The sequence below is a fragment of the Nocardioides palaemonis genome, assembly GCF_018275325.1.
GTDB lineage: Bacteria > Actinomycetota > Actinomycetes > Propionibacteriales > Nocardioidaceae > Nocardioides > Nocardioides palaemonis.
Genome location: NZ_JAGVQR010000001.1, coordinates 2,112,431 through 2,132,380, shown reverse-complemented (window position 1 = coordinate 2,132,380; position 19,950 = coordinate 2,112,431). Strand labels below are relative to the sequence as shown.

General features: G+C 73.1%; 21 protein-coding genes. 12 read left to right on the top strand and 9 right to left on the bottom strand.

The annotated features are described in order from the left end of the window. The first annotated feature begins 9 nt into the window (after positions 1 to 9). A complete protein-coding gene (locus KDN32_RS10470) occupies positions 10 to 852 on the top strand; it encodes a sulfurtransferase (RefSeq protein ID WP_211731911.1) in 843 nt (280 codons plus the stop codon). Here the strand turns inward: KDN32_RS10470 and KDN32_RS10465 are convergent, their stop codons facing one another. Both KDN32_RS10465 and sepH read right to left on the bottom strand, forming a co-directional pair. Then, the gene (locus KDN32_RS10465) at positions 853 to 1,686 is read right to left on the bottom strand and encodes an MOSC domain-containing protein (protein ID WP_211731910.1); all 834 of its coding nucleotides are present in this window, start codon (positions 1,684 to 1,686) and stop codon (positions 853 to 855) included. It abuts the gene before it with no gap. A 2-nt stretch (positions 1,687 to 1,688) separates the two neighbouring features. Beyond that, entirely contained in the window at positions 1,689 to 2,657 is a 969-nt protein-coding gene (sepH, locus tag KDN32_RS10460) for a septation protein SepH (RefSeq protein WP_211731909.1), read from the bottom strand. Positions 2,658 to 2,819: 162 nt separating this feature from the next. Here sepH and KDN32_RS10455 point away from each other — a divergent pair, with 162 nt between their 5' ends. Then, complete coding sequence (locus KDN32_RS10455) at positions 2,820 to 3,455, top strand: trimeric intracellular cation channel family protein (protein ID WP_211731908.1); 636 nt, start codon at positions 2,820 to 2,822, stop codon at positions 3,453 to 3,455. Positions 3,456 to 3,483: 28 nt separating this feature from the next. Here the strand turns inward: KDN32_RS10455 and KDN32_RS10450 are convergent, their stop codons facing one another. Next, the gene (locus tag KDN32_RS10450) at positions 3,484 to 4,806 is read right to left on the bottom strand and encodes a D-arabinono-1,4-lactone oxidase (protein ID WP_211731907.1); all 1,323 of its coding nucleotides are present in this window, start codon (positions 4,804 to 4,806) and stop codon (positions 3,484 to 3,486) included. 93 nt (positions 4,807 to 4,899) lie between these two features. On the opposite strand from KDN32_RS10450, the gene KDN32_RS10445 reads away from it, so the two are divergent. The 3 genes from KDN32_RS10445 to KDN32_RS10435 all read left to right on the top strand — a co-directional run bounded on the left by KDN32_RS10445 (position 4,900) and on the right by KDN32_RS10435 (position 7,378). Next, positions 4,900 to 6,012, top strand: a complete 1,113-nt coding sequence (locus tag KDN32_RS10445; protein ID WP_211731906.1) for a ferrochelatase — start codon at positions 4,900 to 4,902, stop codon at positions 6,010 to 6,012. Continuing rightward, on the top strand, positions 6,009 to 6,842 hold the full coding sequence (locus KDN32_RS10440; RefSeq protein WP_211731905.1) for an inositol monophosphatase family protein: 834 nt from the start codon (positions 6,009 to 6,011) through the stop codon (positions 6,840 to 6,842). Before KDN32_RS10445 ends, KDN32_RS10440 begins: the two co-directional genes overlap by 4 nt. A 245-nt stretch (positions 6,843 to 7,087) precedes the next feature. Further along, positions 7,088 to 7,378 carry a DUF4193 domain-containing protein gene (locus KDN32_RS10435; RefSeq protein ID WP_056600397.1) on the top strand — a complete coding sequence of 97 codons (291 nt, stop codon included), beginning with the start codon at positions 7,088 to 7,090 and terminating at the stop codon, positions 7,376 to 7,378. Positions 7,379 to 7,462: 84 nt separating this feature from the next. Here KDN32_RS10435 and KDN32_RS10430 read toward each other — a convergent pair whose 3' ends face one another. The 3 genes from KDN32_RS10430 to KDN32_RS10420 form a co-directional block, all read right to left on the bottom strand. Then, on the bottom strand, positions 7,463 to 8,239 hold the full coding sequence (locus KDN32_RS10430; protein ID WP_211731904.1) for a helix-turn-helix domain-containing protein: 777 nt from the start codon (positions 8,237 to 8,239) through the stop codon (positions 7,463 to 7,465). A gap of 399 nt (positions 8,240 to 8,638) precedes the next feature. Continuing rightward, entirely contained in the window at positions 8,639 to 8,965 is a 327-nt protein-coding gene (locus tag KDN32_RS10425) for a DUF4235 domain-containing protein (RefSeq protein ID WP_211731903.1), read from the bottom strand. A 10-nt stretch (positions 8,966 to 8,975) separates the two neighbouring features. Next, positions 8,976 to 9,434 (bottom strand): DUF3093 domain-containing protein, encoded by a 459-nt coding sequence (locus tag KDN32_RS10420; RefSeq protein ID WP_211731902.1) that lies wholly within the window; start codon positions 9,432 to 9,434, stop codon positions 8,976 to 8,978. Between the two features lie 27 nt (positions 9,435 to 9,461). Here KDN32_RS10420 and dut point away from each other — a divergent pair, with 27 nt between their 5' ends. Genes dut through KDN32_RS10400 form a run of 4 tightly spaced genes read left to right on the top strand, consistent with a single transcriptional unit; the run spans position 9,462 to position 11,729 of the window. Continuing rightward, positions 9,462 to 9,968 (top strand): dUTP diphosphatase, encoded by a 507-nt coding sequence (gene dut / locus KDN32_RS10415; RefSeq protein WP_211731901.1) that lies wholly within the window; start codon positions 9,462 to 9,464, stop codon positions 9,966 to 9,968. Between the two features lie 28 nt (positions 9,969 to 9,996). Then, positions 9,997 to 10,632 (top strand): DUF3710 domain-containing protein, encoded by a 636-nt coding sequence (locus KDN32_RS10410; RefSeq protein WP_211731900.1) that lies wholly within the window; start codon positions 9,997 to 9,999, stop codon positions 10,630 to 10,632. A 3-nt stretch (positions 10,633 to 10,635) separates the two neighbouring features. After that, positions 10,636 to 10,995: an OB-fold nucleic acid binding domain-containing protein gene (locus KDN32_RS10405; RefSeq protein WP_211731899.1), complete on the top strand. Its 360-nt coding sequence runs from the start codon at positions 10,636 to 10,638 to the stop codon at positions 10,993 to 10,995. Then, the gene (locus KDN32_RS10400; RefSeq protein WP_307853926.1) at positions 10,992 to 11,729 is read left to right on the top strand and encodes a DUF3159 domain-containing protein; all 738 of its coding nucleotides are present in this window, start codon (positions 10,992 to 10,994) and stop codon (positions 11,727 to 11,729) included. Before KDN32_RS10405 ends, KDN32_RS10400 begins: the two co-directional genes overlap by 4 nt. On the opposite strand, the gene KDN32_RS10395 is transcribed toward KDN32_RS10400, so the two are convergent. Both KDN32_RS10395 and KDN32_RS10390 read right to left on the bottom strand, forming a co-directional pair. Continuing rightward, positions 11,706 to 12,377 (bottom strand): potassium channel family protein, encoded by a 672-nt coding sequence (locus KDN32_RS10395; protein ID WP_211731898.1) that lies wholly within the window; start codon positions 12,375 to 12,377, stop codon positions 11,706 to 11,708. The two genes, KDN32_RS10400 and KDN32_RS10395, sit on opposite strands and share 24 nt — an antisense overlap. A 30-nt stretch (positions 12,378 to 12,407) precedes the next feature. Beyond that, positions 12,408 to 13,070: a potassium channel family protein gene (locus tag KDN32_RS10390; protein ID WP_211731897.1), complete on the bottom strand. Its 663-nt coding sequence runs from the start codon at positions 13,068 to 13,070 to the stop codon at positions 12,408 to 12,410. Between the two features lie 55 nt (positions 13,071 to 13,125). On the opposite strand from KDN32_RS10390, the gene KDN32_RS10385 reads away from it, so the two are divergent. After that, entirely contained in the window at positions 13,126 to 15,180 is a 2,055-nt protein-coding gene (locus tag KDN32_RS10385) for an APC family permease (RefSeq protein WP_307853924.1), read from the top strand. Continuing rightward, on the top strand, positions 15,177 to 16,430 hold the full coding sequence (locus tag KDN32_RS10380; protein ID WP_211731895.1) for a class I SAM-dependent RNA methyltransferase: 1,254 nt from the start codon (positions 15,177 to 15,179) through the stop codon (positions 16,428 to 16,430). The genes KDN32_RS10385 and KDN32_RS10380 overlap by 4 nt, the downstream gene beginning before the upstream one ends. On the opposite strand, the gene KDN32_RS10375 is transcribed toward KDN32_RS10380, so the two are convergent. After that, on the bottom strand, positions 16,427 to 16,957 hold the full coding sequence (locus KDN32_RS10375; RefSeq protein WP_211731894.1) for an AAA family ATPase: 531 nt from the start codon (positions 16,955 to 16,957) through the stop codon (positions 16,427 to 16,429). The two genes, KDN32_RS10380 and KDN32_RS10375, sit on opposite strands and share 4 nt — an antisense overlap. Before the next feature lie 150 nt (positions 16,958 to 17,107). On the opposite strand from KDN32_RS10375, the gene acnA reads away from it, so the two are divergent. Continuing rightward, a complete protein-coding gene (acnA, locus tag KDN32_RS10370; RefSeq protein ID WP_211731893.1) occupies positions 17,108 to 19,798 on the top strand; it encodes an aconitate hydratase AcnA in 2,691 nt (896 codons plus the stop codon). Positions 19,799 to 19,950 lie beyond the last annotated feature (152 nt).

Below are 19,950 nucleotides of genomic sequence, written 5' to 3'. Positions count from 1 at the left end.
GTGCCGGGCATGGACGACTTTCCCCGGGCCCTGTCCGACCGCGGCCCGCTGGTCACGCCGGACGCCCTCGCCCGCGAGCTGGGCGACGTCACCGTGCTGGACGTGCGCTACCGGATGGGCGGGCCACCCGGCCGGGACGAGCACCGGGCCGGCCACGTTCCGGGAGCGGCGTACGTCGACCTCGACGCCGACCTCGCGGCACCGCCCGGCGACGGCGGGCGCCACCCGCTGCCGGACGAGGGGACCTTCGAGGCAGCGATGCGCCGTGTCGGCGTGCTCGGAGACCGCCCGGTGGTCGTCTACGACGACTGGGAGGGTCGCGCCGCGGCCCGTGCCTGGTGGCTGCTGCGCTACCACGGTCACCGCGACGTGCGGGTCCTCGACGGCGGCCTGAGCGCCTGGCGTGCCGACGGCCACCCGGTCGAGGCGGGGGACGTCCGACCGGAGCCCGGGGACTTCCACGTCAGCCCCACCAAGCAGATGCGCGTCGTCGGCCCCGACGACGTCACCGACGTCGAGGTCCTCGTCGACGCCCGGGCCGTCGAGCGGTACGCGGGGGAGACCGAGCCGGTCGACCCGGTCGCCGGGCACATCCCGGGCGCGGTCAACGTGCCGACCACGGCCAACCTCGACGAGCGGGGCCGGTTCCTGGCGCCCGAGCGGCTGCGCGAGGTCTACGCCGCCGTCGGCGCCGACACCGCTCGAACCGTCGCGGCCTACTGCGGGTCGGGGGTCACGGCCGCCCACGACCTGGTCGCGATGGCGTCGGCGGGCATCGACGCCGCGCTCTACCCCGGCAGCTGGAGCGGGTGGGTCACCGACCCGTCCCGCCCGGTCGCGACCGGGCGTTGATCAGTCGGCGACGACCTCGTCGCCCACGCTCACCCGGCCGGAGGTCTCCGGCACGAGGTGCACCGCGAACAACGTCTTGCCGTCGTCGAGCCGGCGACGCGCGAGGGTGCGGACCGGCTCCTTGCCGGTGGTCAGCGTCCCCGGGTCGATGGTGGTCATCACGCAGCGGCCGACCGGCTTGGCCACCCGGAACCGCACGGCGCCCACGGTGACCGATCGCCAGCGGTCCTCGGCGAACGGCTCGTCGCCGTCGACGACCAGGTTGGGGCGGAAGCGCTCCATCGGCAAGGCCTCCGGCGGCTCCTCGCCGCGCTCGAGGGCCTGCTCGGTGATCCAGTCGTCGAGCCGGCGCAGCGAGGCGAGCGAGGCGATGGTGACGGGGAAGGAGTCGGCGAACGCGGTGTGGTCGGTCTCGACCGAGAAGCCCGGCTGGAGCCGACGCCGCGTGGGGTCGTCGCACCACACCAGGCGTACGTCGTCGCGACCGAGCGCCTTCGCCAGCCAGGCGTCCGCCTCCGGCACCGGGACCGCGTGCAGGTCGAGGGAGTGCAACCGGATCGGCACGGTGTCGCCCGTGGGGACCGCCAGGTCGAGGTCGTCGAGGTCCGGCGCCCGCAGACGCAGGCCGGCGGCCACGGTCGGGTCGGTGGTCGACGTGTCGGCCACCACGGTGAGCAGCGCACGCGACTCGCGGGCGGACACCAGGCGCCCCTCGGCGTCGACGAGCATCCACGACCGGTCGTCGCGCAGGCCACGCGGCAGCACGGAGGCGGACGTGACGGAGCGGGCGGCGCCGGACTTGAGCGGGTGGACGCCGATGTGGGTCAGGCGCACCGTCAGTCGTTCTTGCCGCCGCCGAACATGATCTCGTCCCAGCTCGGGACGGAGGCACGGCCCCGCTTGCGCGCGGGCTTGCTGCGCGGCTCGGAGGCGGCCGGCGCGGCCGGCTGCTCGTCGGGGGCGTCGTCGGTGCCGGCCGGCTCGGACGACCCGGCGCGGGCGACGTCGTCGGTGCCCTCGAGGTAGGCCTCGACGGGCTGCTCGGTGCCGAGCGCGGCCAGCTCAGCCGTGGGGGCGTCGTCGGTGTCGTCCTCCGCGGTGGCCGATGGCTGCTCGCCGGAGACCATCTCGAGGGCGTCGTCGCCGAGCGGGAGGTCCTCGTCGCCCACCGCGCTGAGCCGGCGCTGGCGCGCGGCGGCGAGGTCGTCGGACGCAGGGGTCGCGGCGGCGGGTGCCGCGTCGCCGACCAGCCAGCGGGCGTCGTCGTCGTCGACCGTGACGAAGTTGCCGCGCGGGTCGTGGGAGAAGGTCGCGATGCCGGCGCGGCCGGCGACGTCGTAGAGCCCGGTGAGGGTCCAGCGACCGTCCTCGCGGCGCCAGGCGTCCCACTCCACCGTGCTCGGGTCGACGTTGTGGGTGCGCAGGTGGGCGCTCACGGCCTCGCCGAGGGTGCGGGCACCCGACTCGGGCGAGCGGCGCCGCACCGAGGCGAGCTGAGCGCGGTCGGCGACGTGGGCTCGCTCGGCCAGCACGGGTGCCGCGAACGGCATGATCTTCTCGACCGACGTACCGGCGGCGTGGGCGACCGACTCCGGAGTCTCACCCGCGCGGATGCGCGTCTGGATGTCGCGGGGACGGAGGCTTGATTCCATCGGGATCTCCAACTGGCCGGTGCTGTCGGGCACGCCCGTGAGGGCGCGGCGGAGCCGTGCGTCGATCACCACGGAGTGCTCGCGACCCTCGTCGTCCACCAGCAGCAGGCGCTTGCCGTCACCGCTGCGTCCGCGGAACGTCAGCTGTGCCATGGCCGGCGGGCTCCTGACTGCGATCGGGTGGTCTGGGCGGGTCGCGGATGGGTCCGTCGTGGTGCGCGGCATCCGTTCCGGCGAGCCTACGCCAGCGCCGCGCCCCGGCGGCGCTACGCCTGCGGCGCGCCTGCCGCGGGTGTGCGACTAGCCTGTGCGTCCGTGCCCTCTCCCGAGCTCGCCGTGACGCTGGTCGTGCTCGACCTGCTCGGCATCTTCGTGTTCGCGGTGACGGGCGCCCTGGTCGCGGTCCGCAAGCACCTCGACCTCTTCGCCGCGACCGTCCTCGCCGGCGTCACCGGGCTGGGCGGCGGATTCATCCGCGACGTCCTCATCGGAGCCACCCCGCCGGCCGCGCTCGCGGACTGGCGCTACCTGCTCGTCCCGGTCGCCGCCGGCGTCGTCACCTTCGTCTTCCACCCGACCGTGGGCCGCCTCGAGCGGGTGGTCACCCTCTTCGACGCCTTCGGGCTGGCGCTGTTCTGCGTGACCGGCGCCCTCAAGGCCGTCGACTACGGCCTCGGGCCGCTGCCCGCGGCGCTGCTCGGCATGGTCACCGGCATCGGTGGCGGCGTGCTCCGCGACGTCCTCGCCGGCCGGGTGCCGGTGATCTTCGAGGGCGCGCTCTACGCCACCCCGGCGCTGGCCGGGGCCGCCGTCGCCGTGGTCCTCGACCGGGCCGACGTCTCGTTGCTCGTGGTCGCCGCGGCGGGCTTCGGTACCTGCCTGGGCTGGCGACTGCTCGCGCTCGTGCGCGGCTGGCAGGCCCCGATGCCGCGCGGGCCCGCCAACGTCTGACGCCGGTCCGACGCCGGCTCGTCCCCGGTCAGTCCCCGAGGACCCGCCGGAGGTAGGCGTTGGCGAAGACCCGGTCCGGGTCGAGCCGCTCGCGCATCGCGAGGAAGTCGTCGAACCGGTCGTACGCTGGAGCCAGGTCGGCCGCCGTGCGGGTGTGGACCTTGCCCCAGTGCGGTCGCCCGCCCGCCTCGCGGAGCACCGGCTCGAGGCCGTCGAAGTACGGCCGATGGTCGGTGTCCATCGGGACGTGGAAGGCGAGGTAGAAGCTGTCGCGGCCGTGCGAGGTCGACAGCGCGATGTCGTCGGCCGGCGCGGTCCGGACCTCGACCGGGAACGCGATCCGCCAGTCGCTCGCGTCGATGACCCGGCGGCACTCGCGCAGCACGTCGAGGCCGACCTCGCGCGGGACCGCGTACTCCATCTCGCGGAAGCGCACCCGCCGCGGGCTGACGAAGACGCGGTGCGCCAGGTCGGTGTAGCGCCGCTCGGAGAGGGCGTGGCCGGCGACCCGGTTGATCCGGGGGATCAGTGCTGGGGCGCGCGACCCGACGCGGCACAGCACCCCGAAGAGGGTGTTGGAGACCAGCTCGTCCTCGCGCCACGCCGCGAGACGCGACGGCGGTTCCTGCTCGCCCGGCTCGAGGTCGGTGCGGTGGTTCTGCTTGACCATCATCGCGTCGGTGTGGGGGAACCAGTACATGTCGACGTGGTGGGCGTCGGCGACGAGGTCGTCGTAGGACGCCAGCGCCTCGTCCCAGCGCATCGGCTGCTCGTGCGCCTCGATCACGAAGAGCGGCTCCACGCGGAAGGTCAGGCTGGTCAGCACGCCGAGCGCGCCGAGGCCGACGCGCGCGACCTCGAGGACGTCGGGGTTCTCCCCCGCCGAGGCGCGCACGACCTCACCGGTCCCGTCGACGAGCTCGAGGGCGGCGAGCTGGGCGGCCAGGCCGGCCGCGACGCCGCCGGTGCCGTGGGTTCCGGTGGAGGTGGCGCCCGCCAGCGTCTGCTCGGCGATGTCGCCCATGTTGTGCAGCGACAGCCCGAGCCGCTCGAGGGCGAGGTTGAGGTCCGCGAGACGGGTCCCGGCACGGGCGGTCACGGTCATCGCCTCGCGGTCGACGGCGAGGATCCCCGCCATCGCGTCCGGGGTGAGCAGCGTGTGCTCGGGCGCGGCGATCGCGGTGAAGCTGTGCCCGGTGCCGGTCATCTTGACGGTCGTGCCGTCGCGGCGCGCCCGGCGTACCGCGTCGACGACCGCGGCGGTGTCGGCCGGTGTCTCGACGTGCTGGGGGACGGCCTCCTCGAGGCCGGACCAGTTGCGCCAGCGGGTGCCGTCGAAGGGCGTCGTCATGGCCGCACGGTAGGCCATCTGCGCGTCGATGGGCGGGCGGTCCGGACCAGGAGTGCCCGCGGAGCGCATCGGGGCGCTCTCTATCCTGTCGACATGACTTCCGCGGGTCCCGACGTGCAGCCCTACGACGCCCTCCTCGTCCTCTCGTTCGGAGGCCCCGAGAAGCCCGAGGACGTGGTCCCGTTCCTCGAGAACGTGACCCGCGGCCGCGGCATCCCGCGCGAGCGGCTCGAGCAGGTGGGGGAGCACTACTTCCTCTTCGGCGGCAAGTCCCCGATCAACGACCAGAACCGCGCCCTGATCGCGGCGCTGGAGAAGGACTTCGCCGAGCAGGGGATCGCCCTGCCGGTCTACTTCGGCAACCGCAACTGGGACCCGTACCTCGCCGACACGCTCGCGCAGATGACGGCGGACGGCGTCCAGCGCGCCGCGGTCTTCGCCACGTCGGCGTACTCGTCGTGGTCGTCGTGCCGGCAGTACCGGGAGAACCTCTACGACGCGGTGCAGCAGGTGCCGGGCGCCCCGCGGCTGGACAAGCTGCGGCAGTACTACAACCACCCCGGCTTCGTGGAGCCCGCCGTCGATGCCGTGCTGGCCGCGCTCTCGGAGCTGCCCGACAACGGGGACACGGCCCGGCTCGTGTTCGTGACCCACTCGGTCCCGACGGCGATGGGGGAGACCAGCGGCTCGCTCGACCCGGCGGGGCAGCCGCGCGGCGCGTACGTCCGGCAGCACCGCAGCGTGGCCGACGAGATCGCCCGGCGGGTGCGCGAGGCGACGGGGCGTGCGCACCGCCACGACCTGGTCTACTGCTCGCGCTCGGGCGCGCCGTCCACGCCGTGGCTCGAGCCCGACGTCAACGACCACCTCGAGGAGCTGGCCACCGACGGGGTGAGCGACGTCGTCCTCGCCCCGATCGGCTTCGTGTCCGACCACATGGAGGTCATCTACGACCTCGACACCGAGGCGATGGCGACCGCCGAGCGCCTCGGCATCCGCGCCGCCCGCGCCGCGACCGCCGGCACCGACCCCCGGTTCGTCGCGATGGTCCGCGACCTGGTGCTGGAGCGCGCCGCCGCCGAGCGGGGCGGATCCCCCGAGCGCCCGGCCGTCGGGTCGATGCCCGCGGGCCCGGACGTCTGCGGCGTCGGGTGCTGCCCCAACGCCCGCGGCGAGCGCCCCGCGCTCTGCGGGGCCGACTCGTGACGGCAGCCGAGCGTCCGGATCCGGCCGCGCTCCGCGACCTGGCCGTCGCGCTCGCGCGGGAGGGAGCCGGCCTGGCCCGCGACATGCGGCGCGGCGGCATCGAGGTCGCCGACACCAAGACCAGCGCGGTGGACGTGGTGACCGAGGCGGACCGAGCCGTCGAGGACCTGCTGCGGCGCCGGATCGCCGAGCACCGGCCCGACGACGCCGTCCTCGGCGAGGAGGGCGACGACCGGCCGGGCACGAGCGGCGTGCGGTGGATCGTGGACCCGATCGACGGGACCGTGAACTACCTCTACGGCCTCGCCGACTGTGCCGTCTCCGTGGCGGTCGAGGTCGACGGCGACGTCGTCGCCGGCGCCGTGGTCGCCATCTGGACCGGGCTCACCTACGCGGCCGCGGCCGGCGCGGGCAGCACCCGCGACGGCGTCCCGCTCGCGGTGCGACCCGTCCCGCCGCTCGCCGAGCGGCTCGTGCTCACCGGGTTCGGCTACCAGCGCGAGGTGCGTGAGCACCAGGCGGCGTGCCTCGCCGCGCTGCTCCCGGAGGTGCGCGACATCCGCCGGATGGGATCGTGCGCGCTGGACCTGTGCCACGTCGCCGAGGGGGCCGCCGACGGCTACGTCGAGGCGGGACCGCAGCCCTGGGACCACTCCGCGGGCGGGCTGGTGCTGCGCGAGGCGGGTGGTCGCTTCGGGGTGCTGCGCGGGCGCCACACGGCCGAGGCCGAGCCCGCAGACGTCGTCGTGGTCGGAAGCCCCGCGGCCGGCTGGGACGAGTTCGTGACGGCACTGGAGTCGGCCGGCTTCCTCGAGCCCGTCCACGCCTGAGCGGGTCCTCCGGCGTCGTTCCCGACCACCCGAACAGGTGGTCGGTTCCGATCAGGATCGCCGCAGCAACGCCCCGGGCTCCCGGGGAATAGGGAGACGGTGGCCACTGTTCAGGCGACACGTCGCGGACCGGCTCACCACGGAACCGGTTCATGGTGCACAATCTGGCGCCGACGACGAGCACAACTGGCGACGCCCCTGCCGTGACCCGGCAGGGCGCCTCCACAGCATGGGGAGAGGGAGAGATGGCCACCGACTACGACGCACCGCGCAAGTCCGAGGAGGACCAGAGCGAGGAGAGCATCGAGGAGCTCAAGGCGCGGCGCCACGACAAGAACTCGGGCAAGGTCGACGAGGACGAGACGGAGGCTGCCGAGTCCTTCGAGCTGCCCGGTGCCGACCTTTCGCACGAGGAGCTCGCGGTCGAGGTGATGCCGCGCCAGGACGACGAGTTCACCTGCATGAGCTGCTTCCTGGTCCACCACCGCTCGCAGCTGGCGGACGAGAAGAAGCTCATCTGCCGCGACTGCATCTGAGCCGCGACCGGACCTGTACGCGACAGCGCCCGTTCCTCGTTCGAGGGCGGGCGCTGTGTCGTGCCCGGGGTCAGGTCGCCGGGGTCAGGCCGCCGGATGCGGGTGGCCGTTGCCGGCTGCACGGCGGCGCGCCTCGCGCAGGTCGTCGAGGGACTGGACCTCGGCGACCATCTGGTGCAGCGCGGGGTGGTCGTCCGGGGTGCCGAGGAGGAACCGTTCGACCCGCTTCCAGTGCGGCGACGTGCGGTGGCGGATCAGCGGGACCAGCGCAGCCCGCGAGCGCCGCTGGCACGCCCACGCCTCGATCGACGTCCACGTCCGCAGGTGACGCGGCAGCCACCATCCGGTGGCGCGGATGTCGGTGTGGGCGGGGAACCGGCTCCCGCCCCGCGTGCGCGCCCCGTCGTCACGCATCGGCTCGACCAGCTCGCCCGACTCCTCGTCGTGGACCGTGAGGGCCAGCCGCGCGAGCCCCAGGATCCGCTGCAGCATCGCGACGCGCGGGCTCGTCCGCCCGGTCTCCCAGCGCGCCACCACCGACTGCGACACCCCGAGCAGCGCGGCCAGTCCTCGTTGCGACACGTCCAGGATCCGACGTACGCGCCGCACCATCCCCGGCATCCCGCCGTCGAACGGTCCCAGGCCCCACGCCACGCGTTCCGCCTCGGTCCAGTCCGCCATGTCGGGCGACGGATCCTGGGCGACGGCTCCGGCCCAGCTCCGGCGCGTGTGCGGACCGCCGTGCCGGTCGTGTGCCGTCGCGCGCTCGCCCGCCCCGCCGTGTTCCTCGCCGGTGATGTCCATGCCCTCGCCCGTCCTGTCGTCGCCCGCGTCCCGGTCGGACGCGTGTCCTGAAGCCATCTGACGACGGACGTGCGACAGCGCGCCGCGGCCTCTCCACAGGGCCCCCTCCAGGCCGGCCCGGACCCGTCCTGTGGACGCTTCGTGGTCCAGGGGCCGCACACCGACGACGCTGGGGACGGTGCCCCGTCGGGCGGGACAGGCGGGCCGAGGGGGTGGATGACCCTCTCGGCTGAGTCTCTGGGCGACTCACTGTCGAGGGTCGACCCGGTCGGCGCGTCCGTGCTCTGCCATCGTGGTTGAGTCTGCGGGAGACTCGACCGCCGAGGCAGCAGGCAGGGCGGTCAGCGCCTCACACGCATTGAGTCTCGGAGAGACTCAGCGGGGAGCGTCGACCCCGGGCTCCAGGACGGGCGTCCGGACCGAGCGTCAGGACCGGCCGTTCGGGACCGTCGTGGGTCAGGACTGGGGCGCGGGCGCCTTCGCGGCGTCCTGGTCGTCCTTCTGGAGCTGGGGCGGGAGGTGACCGGTGGACTTCGCGTAGTAGTGGGCGGCGCGGCGGGTGGCGAGCATCCGCGCCACGCCGATGAGGGTGCCGCTGACGGTCGCCCACATGACGGCCTCGGCGAGGCTCACGTCGGGATCGGCGGGGTTGGCCGGCGGGTTCTTGCCGGTGGTCGCCCGCCACGTGGTGTTGAGGGCCTTCTTGGCGATGGAGGCGGCGCCGATCGCCGCGACGAGCGAGAACGCCGAGTAGAACTTGCTGTTCGAGTCCGTGGAGGCCATGGCGGCAACCCTACCCAGCGTGCGGGCCGGTGTGGTTCACCCGCACGGCCGAGACCAGCCGGTCGGGGCGCCGGCAGCTGATCAGCCAGTACGGCGTCGGGTCGGCCGGGTCGGTGACCTCGACACGGACGCCCCGCTTCACGTACGGCCGCAGGAGCAGGTGGGCGCGCGCGTCGGCGTCGCGTCCGGCCAGGCGGCGCATCTCCTCCGGCTCGAGGGCCACGACCTCGCCGACGTGGGTCAGCGGGATGTGCGCGCGCCCGGCGCGCAGCTCGCCGCCGGCCACGCCCACCCGGACGTTGCCGTAGGACACGAAGAGGGCGACCATCAGCGCCAGCGCGCCGAGGGTGGTGGACCAGGCGACCGGGCCGGGGGTCGCGGCCAGCACGGCGAGCCAGAGCGACGCCACGAGCATCGTGCCCTGCGCCCACCAGCGCAGCGGCACGGTGAGGCGTTCGGCGTAGTCCACGGCGCAGAGCCTATAGATTGCCTCCTCGTGCCCGACCACGACCCGAGCCCCACGCCCGACCCCACGCCCGACCGCACGCCCGCAGCAGACCTCGAGGTCGCGGTGGTGCGCCTCGACCCGGGCCTGCCGCTGCCGTCGTACGCCCACCCGGGCGACGCCGGGGCCGACCTGCACACGACCGTCGACCTCACGCTCGCCCCGGGCGAGCGGGCGCTGGTGCCGACGGGGCTGTCGGTCGCGCTGCCGGACGGCTACGTCGCGCTGATCCACCCGCGCTCCGGCCTGGCGCACCGCCACGGGCTGTCGATCGTCAACACGCCCGGCACGGTCGATGCCGGCTACCGCGGGGAGATCAAGGTGCTCCTGGTCAACCACGACCCCGTCGAGCCGGTGACGCTCGCCCGCGGGGACCGGATCGCGCAGCTGGTCGTCCAGCGCTTCGAGCGGGCGCGCTTCGTCGAGGTGGGGGTGCTCCCGGAGTCGTCCCGCGGCGCCGGGGGCTACGGTTCTACAGGTACCGGTTCGCGCCCGTGAGCCGGAACGAGCATGAAGGAGCTATGACGTGAGGTTGCGCCGCAAGGCCGAGCAGACCGCCACGACGGAAGCCGCGGCCGACGCGCCCCAGGCCGCCGGCACCGGGGCCACGCAGCCCGACGGCGGCCCGTACGACGTCTCCGACGTGGAGGGCGACGGCGTCGAGCGCGCCGACCTCGGCTCCGTGCTGGTCCCGCCGATCGCGGACCGTGAGCTGCGGCTGCAGGTCGACGAGGCCTCGGGCGAGGTGCGCGCGGTGATGCTCGCCGGCCCCGACGGCGCCTGCGAGTTCCAGGCCTTCGCGGCCCCGCGCGGCGGCGACCTGTGGTCGACCGTGCGTCCGCAGATCGCCGAGGACATCGCCCGGCGCGGCGGCACGGCCGAGGAGCGCGAGGGTCGCTGGGGCACCGAGCTGGTCTGCCAGCTGCCGGTGCAGCGCCCCGACGGCACGGCGGCCACCCAGCCGTCGCGGATCGTCGGCGTCAACGGCGCGCGGTGGATGCTGCGGGCCTCCTTCCTCGGACGCCCGGCCGTCGAGCCGGACGCCGTGCCGGAGTGGGACGACGCGCTGGCGCAGATCGTCGTGAGCCGCGGCGAGCACGCCATGCCGGTCGGCGAGCCGCTGCCCGTGCGGCTGCCGGACGACGCCCGACGGGTGAGGTGAGCGGTGCCCAAGAGCCGGGTCCGCCAGGCCCTGTCCCGGTGGGCCGACAGCCAGGACCAGCACCAGCGCGACCTGCGTCAGACCCACACCAGCCAGGACGCGGTCGCGATCGCCGACGCCCCCGAGCGTGAGCACGTCGTGGTCAACGGCGTCTTCCGGACCGTCACGCTGCGCCCCCGCGGCGGGGTCCCCGCCCTCGAGGCCGAGCTCGACGACGGGTCGGGCACGATCACGATCGTGTGGCTGGGTCGCCGCCGCATCTCCGGGGTCGAGCCGGGCCGGTCGGTGACCGTCGCCGGCTGCATCGGTCGCCAGGGCGGCGTACCGATCATGTTCAACCCGCGATACGAGCTGCGCCCGTGACCGCTCCGGACGACGACAGTCCCGCGACCGCGGCCCGGCCGGTGGGGGAGGAGACGGTCGAGGAGGTGGTCCGCGGCCAGCTGGCCAAGGCGCTCGGCGGCCGGCGCGGGATGGCGGAGGCCGCCGTCCCGACGATCCTCTTCACCGTCACGTGGCTGACGCTGCGCGACCTCGACACGGCGCTGGTCGTCAGCATCGGCGCGGCGCTCGTGCTGCTCGCGGTGCGGCTGTTCCAGCGCTCGACGGTGCAGTTCGTGGTCAACGCGCTGTTCGGGATCGCGATCGGGTGGTACTTCGTGCACCGCTCGGCCGCCTCGGGCGGCTCCGCGGAGGACCAGGCGCTGGCCTACTTCCTGCCCGGCATCCTCTACAACGGCGGGTACGCCGTGGTGCTCGCGCTGACCTGCCTCATCGGCTGGCCGCTGGTCGGCTTCATGGTCGGCAGCATCACCGGCGACGCGACGGCGTGGCACGGCGACCGCCAGGTCGTGCGGCTCTGCAGCCGCCTCACCTGGCTGCTGGTCCTGCCGTGCGCGGTCCGCGTCGCGGTCCAGGCGCCGATCTGGCTCGCCGGCTCGTCCGGTTCCCTCGACCCGGACGCCGCGGTCGCCGCGCTCGGCGTGCTCAAGATCGTGCTGGGGTGGCCGCTCCAGCTCGCCGCGCTCGGCTCGATGGTGTGGCTGCTCTCGCGCAACCGCACGCCGGTGGCGTCAGCCGACGCCGCGACCGGGTGACAGCAGCTGCTCGAGCTCGCCCTCGACCTCGGCGGGGACGACGAACAGCAGCTCGTCGCCGGCCTCGAGCGGCTGCTCGGCGTCCGGGGTGTAGACCTGCCCGTCGCGCAGGATCGTGACCAGCGCGCAGTTGTCGGGGAACGGCACGAGCCCGCTGGGCGTGCCGACGTAGGGCGAGTCCGCGGCGAGCGTGAGCTCGACGAGGTTGGCGTTGCCCTGGCGGAAGGTGAACAACCGCACCAGGTCACCGACCGAGACGGCCTCCTCGACCAGCGCCGACATGATGCGCGGCGTCGAGACGTTGACGTCGACGCCCCAGGCCTCGGTGAAGAGCCACTCGTTGTTGGGGTGGTTGACCCGGCCGACGGTCCGCGGGACGCCGAACTCGGTCTTGGCCAGCAGCGACGTCACCAGGTTGGCCTTGTCGTCGCCGGTGGCGGCGATCACCACCTCGCACGTCCCGAGCTGGGCCTCGGCCAGCGAGGACAGCTCGCAGGAGTCGGCGAGCAGCCACTCCGCGTTGGGCACCCGCTCGGGGCGGATGGAGGAGGGGTTCTTGTCGATGAGCAGGACCTGGTGGCCGTTCTCGATCAGCTCACGGGCGATCGAGCGGCCCACGGCCCCGGCTCCGGCGATGGCGACGCGCATGTGTGCAGTGCTCCTGGTCTCGGGTGCGGGTCAGTCGGCTTCGGGGCCGGCCTCGAGCACGGCGTAGGCGTGGGCGGCCTGTTCCTCGCGGATCACGAGGTGGAGCATGTCGCCCTCCTGCAGCACGCTCTCGCGGGTCGGGAGCATGCCCTCGCCGAGGCGGTCGATCCACGCGATCCGGCTGCGCGACTGCATCTGGAACTCGACGGTGCGGCTGCCGATCCAGGCCTCCGGCACCGGGACGTGGTCGACGCGGATGGTGCCGGACGGGTCGCGGAAGTCGGGCTCGGCGCCCGCCGGCAGCAGGCGGCGCAGCACCTGGTCGGCGGTCCACTTCACCGTGGCGACGGTCGTGATGCCGAGGCGCTGGTAGACCTCGGCGCGCCCCGGGTCGTAGATGCGGGCGACGACCTGCTGGAGGCCGAAGGTCTCCCGCGCGACCCGGGCGGCGATGATGTTGGAGTTGTCACCGCTGGACACCGCGGCGAACGCGTCGGCGCGCCGGATGCCGGCCTTCTCCAGCACCTGCTGGTCGAAGCCGTAGCCGGTGATCTTGTCGCCGTTGAACTCCGGGCCGAGGCGGCGGAAGGCGTCCGGCTCGCTGTCGATGATCGACACGGTGTGGTTGCGGTCCTCGAGGCTGCGGGCGAGCGTCGAACCGACGCGGCCACAACCCATGATCACGACGTGCACCCGTGAACCGTATCCCAGCAAGGATTCTGGCGCGCCCGGGTCTAGGCTCGCGCCCGTGAGTGTCGGTGACGTGTCCAAGCGGATCCTGCTGGGCCGCAAGCTGCGCAGCAGCCAGCTGGGGGAGACCCTGCTGCCCAAGCGCATCGCGCTGCCCGTGTTCGCCAGTGACGCGCTGTCCTCGGTGGCGTACGCCCCGGACGAGGTCTTCATCATGCTCGCCGTGGCCGGCGCGTCGACCTACGTGTGGTCGTGGAAGATCGGCATCGCGGTCGCGCTGGTGATGCTCACGGTCGTCGCCAGCTATCGCCAGACCGTGCACGCCTACCCCTCCGGCGGCGGCGACTACGAGGTGGCCACGGTCAACCTCGGCCGCAACGCCGGCGTGACCGTCGCGAGCGCACTGCTCGTCGACTACGTCCTCACCGTCGCGGTGTCGATCTCGTCGGCCGCGCAGTACGCCGCAGGTGCGATCAACGGGCTGATCGGCCACGAGGCGACGATCGCGGTGATCGCCGTGCTGCTGCTGACGGCGATGAACCTGCGCGGTGTGCGCGAGTCGGGGGCGTTCTTCGCGGTCCCCACCTACCTCTTCATGGTCGCGATCCTCGGCATGTGCGGCTACGGCCTGCTGCGCCTGCTCGTCGGCGACCTCCCGCAGGCCGAGAGCGCCGGGCTGCAGATCGAGCCGCAGGAGGGCTGGGAGGGCCCGCTCAACCAGGTCGCCCTGCTGTTCCTGCTCGCCCGCGCCTTCTCGTCGGGCTGTGCCGCGCTCACCGGTGTCGAGGCGATCAGCAACGGCGTGCCCGCCTTCCGCAAGCCGAAGAGCCGCAACGCCGCCACCACGCTGCTCCTGCTCGGCATGATCGCGATCTCGATGATGATGAGCGTCATCGTGCTGGCCAAGCAGATGGCCATCCGGTACGTCGACCCGCACGAGCTCGAGCGGCTGCGCACCGCCTCGGGCGGTCCCGTCCCCGACTCCTACGACCAGCACCCGGTCATCGCGCAGATCGCGGCCGGCGTCTTCGACCACTTCACGCCGGGCTTCTACTTCGTCCTCACCGTGACCGGCATCATCCTGGTGCTGGCGGCCAACACCGCGTTCAACGGCTTCCCGGTGCTCGGCTCGATCCTCGCCCAGGACGGGCTCGCCCCGCGCTCGCTGGGCTCGCGCGGCGACCGGCTGGCCTACAGCAACGGCATCGTCTTCCTCGCCGCCATGTCGATCCTGCTGATCTGGATCTTCGACGCCGAGACGACCAAGCTGATCCAGCTCTACATCGTCGGCGTCTTCGTGTCCTTCAACCTCAGCCAGCTCGGCATGATCCGCCACTGGACGCGCCACCTGCGCACCGAGCAGGACCCGGCGGTGCGCCGGCGGATGATGCGCTCGCGCGCGATCAACACGTTCGGCCTCGGCATGACCGCGGTCGTCCTGGTGATCGTGCTGCTGACCAAGTTCCTCGCCGGCGCGTGGATCACGATCCTCGCCATGGGCTTCTTCTTCCTGCTGATGAAGGCGATCGGACGCCACTACGCCCGGGTCGAGCTCGAGCTCGCCGCCGACGAGCAGGACAAGGTGATGCCGACGCGCGTCCACGCGATCGTGCTCGCCTCCAAGCTCCACAAGCCGACGCTGCGCGCGCTCGCGTTCGCGCGGGCGACCCGCCCCAACGTGCTCGAGGCGATCTACGTCAGCATCGACGCCAAGGCCACCAACCGGCTGCTGGAGGAGTGGGACGACCGGCACCTCGACATCCCGCTCAAGGTGCTCCACTCGCCCTACCGCGAGGTGGTCCGGCCGATCGTCGAGTACACCCAGGAGATCCGGCGCGCGTCGCCTCGCGGGGTCGTCGCGGTCTACATCCCCGAGTACGTCGTCGGGCGCTGGTGGGAGCAGCTGCTTCACAACCAGACCGCCCTGCGCCTCAAGGGCCGCCTCCTGTTCACGCCCGGGGTCATGGTCATCTCCGTCCCCTACCAGCTGCGTTCCTCGCAGGTGGCGCGCGAGCGCGAGGCCCGCGACGAGGTCCGCGTCCACGCCGGCGACCTGCGCCGCGGACGGGTGCTCTCGCGCGGCGACTCGCCCCGCCGGAACGACGACCTGTGAGCCGGAACGCGCGGCCCCGCAAGGCCCGTGGCCGGTCCCGGGTCGGCGAGCGGTTCGAGGTCGAGGTCGGCCCGGTCGCCCACGGCGGCCACTGCGTCGCCCGGCTCCCGGAGCCGGACGCCCGCGTGGTCTTCGTGCGGCACGCGCTGCCCGGCGAGCGGGTCGTCGTGCAGGTCACCGAGGGCACCGACGGCGACCGCTTCTGGCGCGGTGACGCCGTCACCGTCCTCGAGCCGTCCGCCGACCGCGTCGACTCGCCGTGCCCGGTCGCCGGCCCCGGCCTCTGCGGCGGCTGCGACTTCCAGCACGTCGCGCTGCCCGCCCAGCGCGACCTCAAGACCGCCGTGGTGCGCGAGCAGCTGGTGCGGCTCGGCCGCCTCGACGCCGGCTCCGACCTCGTGTCGGGCCTGCACGTCGAGGCCGTCCCGGTCCCGGGACGTCCCGACGAAGGCCTGCGGTGGCGCACCCGCCAGCGCTACGCCGCCCTCCCGGACGGCACGCCGGCGATGCGCGCCCACCGCTCGCACGCCCTGGTCCCCGTCGACGACTGCCTGATCGCCGCCGAGGGCGCCCGGCCCCAACCGTTGGTCGAGGAGGGCGCGCAGCGCCAACCGTTGGTCGAGGAGGGAGCGCAGCCCCAATCGCTGGTCGAGGAGGGCGCGCAGCGCCCGTCACGAGACCCCGTCACCCACGACGTCACAGCCGCTGGCGCCACCCACGCCTTCACCGTCGCGGCTGACGGCTTCTGGCAGGTCCACCCCGAGGCACCGCGTGTCCTGGTGGAGACGGTGATGGACCTGCTGGACCCGCATCCGGGGGAGCGGGCGCTCGACCTCTACGCCGGCGTCGGCCTGTTCGCCCGCTTCCTCGGCGCGGCCACCGGTGCCCGGATCGTCGCGGTCGAGGCCGACCGCGACGCCTGCCGGCACGCGAAGGCCAACCTGGCCGGGCTGGAGCGCGCCCACGTCGAGTGCGGCCCGGTCGACCGGGTCCTGCGCCACGGCCACGACGAGCCGTTCGACCTCGTCGTGCTCGACCCGCCGCGCGAGGGCGCGAAGCGGGCCGTCGTGGAGCAGGTGGTCGACCGCCGCCCTCGCGCCGTGGCGTACGTCGCCTGCGACCCCGCCGCGCTCGGCCGCGACGTCGCGATCTTCGCCGAGCACGGCTACGAGCTCACCGCGGTCCGCGCCCTCGACCTGTTCCCGATGACCCACCACGTGGAGTGCGTCGCGCTCCTGGAGCGCCGCTAGTCGACCAGCCGGGCGAGCGCGTCGAGCGCCGCGTCCCGGTCGGTGGTGTCGACCACCGGCCAGTCCCGCTCGCCCGCCAGGTCGAGGAGCTGCCGGCGTCCCTCGAGGACCAGCGGGTCGCCCCCGCGCTCCTCGATGATCCGCGAGATCACCGCGGTGACGGGCGTGACCTCGCGGGCGTGGAGCCGCTCGAGCAGCGTGTCGGGCGCGACGTCGAGCACGACGCCGACGTAGGTCGCTCCCGCCTCGGCCGCGGCCGCCTCGAACCGCTCCACCTGGGCCGGGGTCACGATGAGCTGGGGGAGCACCACGTCGCGCCCGCTGCGGAGGTAGGCCGTCATCAGTGCGAGCGCGGTCTGCCGGACCGCCTCGCCGGTGCCGACGAAGTCGTCCTCCCAGCCCGACACCCACGACCGCAGCTCGTCGATGTCGCACAGCAGCGTCCCGGGGTGGGCGGCGGCGTGCGCGCGGGCCAGGGTCGACTTGCCGACGCCGGAGGGACCGTTGAGGTGGAGGAGTACCGGCACGCCGGGAGGGTACCGAGGGGCATCGCGCTCTGTGGTATCTTGACGTCAAGATACTGCGACGTCTGAAGATGCGGGACGTGCGCCTTCCCGTCACCTCGCCAGCGAGGGCAGGATGGCGGCGTACCCACGAGATCCCCGAGGAGATGGCTGATGGCCAGTCAGGACAGCTTCGGTGCCAAGGGCACCCTGGACGTGGACGGACAGTCCTACGAGATCTACCGCCTCAGCGCGGTCGAGGGAGAGGGCCTCGACGTCGAGAGCCTGCCCTTCTCGCTGAAGGTGCTGCTGGAGAACCTGCTCCGCACCGAGGACGGCGCCGACATCACCGCCGACCACATCAAGGCGATCGCCGGCTGGGACGCGTCCGCCGCGCCCGACCAGGAGATCCAGTTCACGCCCGCCCGCGTGATCATGCAGGACTTCACCGGCGTGCCGTGCGTCGTCGACCTCGCCACCATGCGCGAGGCGATGGCCGAGCTCGGCGGCGACGCCACGAAGATCAACCCGCTCGCCCCCGCCGAGATGGTCATCGACCACTCGGTCATCGCCGACGTGTTCGGCTCGCCGGCCGCGTTCGAGAAGAACGTCGAGATCGAGTACGAGCGCAACCGCGAGCGCTACCAGTTCCTCCGCTGGGGCCAGGGCGCCTTCGACGACTTCAAGGTCGTCCCCCCGGGCACCGGCATCGTCCACCAGGTCAACATCGAGCACCTCGCCCGCGTGGTCATGGTGCGCGACGGCGTGGCCTACCCCGACACCTGCGTCGGCACCGACTCCCACACCACGATGGTCAACGGCATCGGCGTGGTCGGCTGGGGCGTCGGCGGCATCGAGGCCGAGGCCGCGATGCTCGGCCAGCCGGTCTCCATGCTGATCCCGCGCGTGGTCGGCTTCAAGCTCTCCGGCGAGCTGCCCGAGGGCTCCACCGCCACCGACCTGGTGCTCACCATCACCGAGATGCTCCGCGAGCACGGCGTGGTCGGGAAGTTCGTCGAGTTCTACGGCGAGGGCGTCTCGGCGCTGCCGCTGGCCAACCGCGCCACGATCGGCAACATGAGCCCGGAGTTCGGCTCGACCATCGCGGTCTTCCCGATCGACGAGCAGACCGTCGACTACCTCCGCCTCACCGGCCGCTCCGAGGAGCAGCTCGCGCTCGTCGAGGCGTACGCCAAGGAGCAGGGCCTCTGGCACGACCCGAGCGCCGAGCCGCGCTACAGCGAGCAGCTCGAGCTCGACGTGTCGACCGTCGTCCCGTCGCTCGCCGGCCCGAAGCGTCCCCAGGACCGCGTCGAGGTCAGCAAGGCGCAGGAGAGCTTCGAGAAGGCGCTCGCCGACTACACCGAGGACAAGGACGCCAAGGCGAGCGTCACCCTCGACGGCCAGACCTTCGAGATCGGCCACGGCGCGGTCACCATCGCCGCGATCACGTCCTGCACCAACACCTCCAACCCGAGCGTGATGATCGGCGCGGCGCTGCTCGCCAAGAACGCCGTCGACAAGGGCCTGACGCGCAAGCCGTGGGTCAAGACCACCCTCGCGCCCGGCTCGAAGGTCGTCTCGGACTACTACGAGCGCGCCGGCCTCACGCCGTACCTCGACAAGCTCGGCTTCAACCTCGTCGGCTACGGCTGCACCACCTGCATCGGCAACTCCGGCCCGCTCATCCCCGAGGTCAGCGCCGCCGTCAACGAGGCCGACCTCGCGGTTACCTCGGTGCTGTCGGGCAACCGCAACTTCGAGGGCCGGATCAACCCGGACATCAAGATGAACTACCTGGCGTCCCCGCCGCTGGTGGTGGCCTACGCGCTGGCCGGGTCGATGGACCTCGACCTGTTCAACGACGCGCTCGGCCAGGACCAGGACGGCAACGACGTCTTCCTCAAGGACATCTGGCCGAGCCCGGCCGAGGTCGAGGAGACGATCGCCCGCGCGATCAACTCCGACATGTTCGGCGAGTCCTACAAGGACGTCTTCGCCGGCGACGAGCGCTGGCAGTCGCTCCCCACCCCGGAGGGCAACACCTTCGAGTGGGACGAGGACAGCACCTACGTCCGCCGCGCGCCGTACTTCGACGGCATGCCCACCGAGCCGGAGCCGGTCACCGACATCGTCGGCGCCCGCGTCCTGCTCAAGCTCGGCGACTCGGTCACCACCGACCACATCAGCCCGGCCGGTGCGATCAAGAAGGACAGCCCCGCCGGCCGCTACCTCGCCGAGCACGGCGTGGAGCAGCGCGACTTCAACTCCTACGGCTCGCGCCGCGGCAACCACGAGGTCATGATCCGCGGCACGTTCGCCAACATCCGCCTGCGCAACCAGATCGCGCCGGGCACCGAGGGCGGCGTGACCAAGGACTTCACCAAGGACGGCGAGGTCACCAGCGTCTTCGAGGCCTCCCAGAGCTACCAGGCCGCCGGCACGCCGCTGGTCGTCCTGGCCGGCAAGGAGTACGGCTCCGGCTCCTCGCGCGACTGGGCCGCCAAGGGCACCGCGCTGCTCGGCGTCAAGGCCGTCATCGCCGAGTCCTACGAGCGCATCCACCGCTCCAACCTGATCGGCATGGGCGTCATCCCGCTGCAGTTCCCGGCCGGCAAGACCGCCGAGGACCTGGGGCTCACCGGGGCGGAGGTCATCTCGATCTCCGGCATCACCGAGCTCAACGACGGCACCACCCCGAAGACCGTGACGGTCAAGGTGGAGCCGGCTCCCGGCTCCGACATGGCGCACGGCGAGACCAGCGAGTTCGAGGCCGTCGTCCGGATCGACACCCCCGGCGAGGCGAACTACTACCGCAACGGCGGCATCATGCAGTACGTCCTGCGCAACCTGCTGCGCGGCTGACACGCTGCTGAGCGGACCCTGACGGGCCGCGTCCGGGACCTCCCGGACGCGGCCCGTCGGCATTCCCGGCGGAATTTGCCCGGTGGACCCCTCCGGTCGGCCACCTCGCGGCGTGTGGAGGTGTGAGGCTGTCCACCGCACCCGAGGAGCAC

Coding starts and splice junctions, on each gene's coding strand:
- KDN32_RS10425 (WP_211731903.1), bottom strand. CDS start 8,965: ATGGCCTCCACGGACTCGAACAGCAAGTTCTACTCGGCGTTCTCGCTC.
- KDN32_RS10450 (WP_211731907.1), bottom strand. CDS start 4,806: ATGACGACGCCCTTCGACGGCACCCGCTGGCGCAACTGGTCCGGCCTC.
- sepH (WP_211731909.1), bottom strand. CDS start 2,657: ATGGCACAGCTGACGTTCCGCGGACGCAGCGGTGACGGCAAGCGCCTG.
- KDN32_RS10395 (WP_211731898.1), bottom strand. CDS start 12,377: ATGCGCGTCGCCATCGCCGGAGCCGGGGCCGTGGGCCGCTCGATCGCC.
- KDN32_RS10470 (WP_211731911.1), top strand. CDS start 10: ATGGACGACTTTCCCCGGGCCCTGTCCGACCGCGGCCCGCTGGTCACG.
- KDN32_RS10435 (WP_056600397.1), top strand. CDS start 7,088: ATGGCCACCGACTACGACGCACCGCGCAAGTCCGAGGAGGACCAGAGC.
- KDN32_RS10445 (WP_211731906.1), top strand. CDS start 4,900: ATGACTTCCGCGGGTCCCGACGTGCAGCCCTACGACGCCCTCCTCGTC.
- acnA (WP_211731893.1), top strand. CDS start 17,108: ATGGCCAGTCAGGACAGCTTCGGTGCCAAGGGCACCCTGGACGTGGAC.
- KDN32_RS10430 (WP_211731904.1), bottom strand. CDS start 8,239: ATGGCTTCAGGACACGCGTCCGACCGGGACGCGGGCGACGACAGGACG.